The 2,546-nt window shown below is 60.4% G+C and carries 4 protein-coding genes; 2 read left to right on the forward strand and 2 right to left on the reverse strand.

The genetic code is table 11. The features are described 5' to 3' along the window. Positions 1 to 759, reverse strand: a 759-nt coding sequence (locus QZ517_RS20015; protein WP_294230834.1) for an FAD-dependent oxidoreductase, incomplete at its 3' end; no start/stop codon positions are given. 56 nt (positions 760 to 815) lie between these two features. Here QZ517_RS20015 and mnmD point away from each other — a divergent pair. Then, positions 816 to 1,493 (forward strand): tRNA (5-methylaminomethyl-2-thiouridine)(34)-methyltransferase MnmD, encoded by a 678-nt coding sequence (gene mnmD, locus QZ517_RS20020; protein ID WP_294230837.1) that lies wholly within the window; start codon positions 816 to 818, stop codon positions 1,491 to 1,493. Next, entirely contained in the window at positions 1,490 to 2,356 is an 867-nt protein-coding gene (locus QZ517_RS20025) for a DMT family transporter (protein ID WP_294230840.1), read from the forward strand. The genes mnmD and QZ517_RS20025 overlap by 4 nt, the downstream gene beginning before the upstream one ends. Before the next feature lie 4 nt (positions 2,357 to 2,360). Here QZ517_RS20025 and QZ517_RS20030 read toward each other — a convergent pair. Further along, on the reverse strand, positions 2,361 to 2,546 hold a 186-nt coding region (locus QZ517_RS20030), incomplete at its 5' end, for a hypothetical protein (protein WP_294230844.1).

The raw sequence follows: 2,546 nt of genomic DNA on the forward strand, positions 1-2,546 counted from the left end.
ATCCGTACTGGTTGGATCGTCAAACTCGCGCTCGCTGGTGGAGCCAATCGCAACAGTGCCATCCGCATGTGGAATGATGTGCACCGCATCCGCAAACAGTTGCGGCGCAGTCGACTGGTCCAGACGCAACAGCGCCGCCTGCCCCTTCACGCCATTGCCCACAGGTTTCCCCATCTCTTCTGACAGCTCGAGCAACCCTTGCCAGCCCGTGGCCCAAATTACCTTCCCAAGCTGACTGCCCTCACCAACGATCTCGCAATCCTTCGCCCGCAAAGCCGCCGCCAAGGCCGCACAGGCACGTCGGGGAAACATGCGCCCACTCAACGTGTCATGAATCAGCCACCCTGTTGGACTTTCCGGCGCCCAATCGCCCAGCGTATCCCGTGCCACAACCTGCCACTGCGCCTTACCCTGCCAAAGCTCCTTGGCGCTTTCTGCCCGTGCATGTGCAAGTTCCAATGCACGCGCATCTTTCACCGGCTGAATACGCCCCGTGCGCCCATAGCCAGCACGCACGCCACCAGCGGCCTCAACCTCGGCCCACCAGCCTTCCGCCATGATGAGGCTCTCAAACTGAAACGCCTTTTTCACGTTCCAATTCTCCGGCGTATGTGGTGCCAATGCGCCAACTATGCCGCCACTGCTGCCAGCCCCAACGCCGCCAGGGTCGATCACCCGGACTTTGGCCCCACGTTTTGCACAAGCCCACGCCACCGACAGCCCAAAAGCGCCTGCCCCCATCACGGTCACGTCCACCATTGCCAATCCTCTTTTTTGTGCTCAAATGCGCCGTCACCTCCATAAGGCAAAGCGACATGAGCAACCAGCACGCGGATCTCGATTGGCGAGACAACGTCATCCCGGTCTCCACCCGGTTTGATGACCCGTATTTCAGCCTCAACAACGGGCTGGCCGAAACACGCCACGTGTTTCTGGATGGCAATCAGCTGCCGGCTCGCTTTGCCCCCGGTTTTCACATCGCCGAGCTGGGCTTTGGCACCGGCCTCAACCTGCTGACGGTCTGGAAAGCTTGGGAGGAGAGTGGCCAAACCACGCCGCTGGCTTTCACCACTTTTGAGGCTTTCCCGATGAGTTCAGAAGAAATGGAAAAAGCCCTCGCCGCCTTTCCGGAACTGAGCGACTATGCCACCCGCCTTGTCACGGCCTACGCCGAGGACCAAACTCTTGCGACGCTGCAAGGCATCAACGCCCGCGTGGTGATTGGCGACGCGCGTGAAACTCTTGCGGCGCAGAGCTTTGAAGCGGACGCATGGTTCCTTGACGGCTTCTCCCCCGCCAAAAACCCGGAGCTTTGGGATGCGGACTTGATGGCACAGGTGGGGACACATACCAAATCGGGCGGCACCGCTGCGACCTACACCGCCGCGGGTTTTGTGCGCCGCAATCTCGAGTCGGCAGGTTTTACGGTCACCCGCACCCCGGGTTTTGGCCGCAAGCGCCACATGACCCAATGTGAAAAATCCGCCCGATGACACAGCCCAACAACCGCCTCGGCATTATGTTGATGTCGCTCACCACGCTGGTCTTTGCGCTGCAAGATGGCATCTCCCGCCATTTGGCGAGTGAATATAACACCTACCTCGTGGTGATGATCCGCTACTGGTTCTTTGCGCTGTTTGTCATCGCGCTGTCCTCCCGCCAACCTGGCGGCATCAAAGCCGTGGCACGCACCAAATTCCCGCTCCTGCAAATCGGACGCGGCGCGCTTCTGGCGCTGGAAATTTGCGTGACAGTTGTGGCCTTCACCCTGCTGGGGCTCACCGAAAGCCACGCCATTTTCATCTGCTACCCGTTGATCATCGCCGCCCTGTCTGGCCCCATCTTGGGCGAACGTGTCGGTTGGCGGCGCTGGTCTGCTATCGGCGTGGGCGCAGTAGGCGTCCTGACCATCCTGCAACCTGGCTCTGGCGTTTTCAGCCCTGCCGCTATTGTGCCCCTCGTGGGCGCGCTGATGTTTGCGGTCTACGGCCTGATGACCCGCTATGTAGCCCGCGGCGACACTGGCCAGACCAGCTTTTTCTATACCGGCGTCATTGGCTGCATCGTCATGACCGCCATTGGCCTGTTCTTCTGGGAACCTATTGTCGGGCGCGACTGGATCTGGATGGGCGTCCTCTGCTGCACCGGCGTCTTAGGCCACTGGCTTCTGATCCGCACCTACGAAGTGGCCGAGGCCAGCGCCGTGCAGCCCTTCGCCTACCTGCAACTGCCCTTTGCCGCCGCGCTTGGCATGGCTGCTTTTGGGGAAACCCTGCGCCTAAACGTCGCCATTGGCGCGGGTATTGTGCTGGCCGCAGGGCTGTTCACTTGGTGGCGGGAACGCCAATCCACCTAAGGACTTATCGCACCTTTATCGTGCCGCCGGTGATCTCTTCGCCAAACGACACCGGATGCGGGTCTTCGCCCAAACGCGCGCGATACACAGGCAAACTCTCTGACACCCGCATCACATAGTTGCGGGTTTCATTGAACGGAATCATCTCGATCCAATCGATCATCGCCTCAACAGAGCCACCGCGCGGATC

The sequence above is a fragment of the uncultured Shimia sp. genome (assembly GCF_913054185.1).
Taxonomy (GTDB): Bacteria; Pseudomonadota; Alphaproteobacteria; order Rhodobacterales; family Rhodobacteraceae; genus Shimia.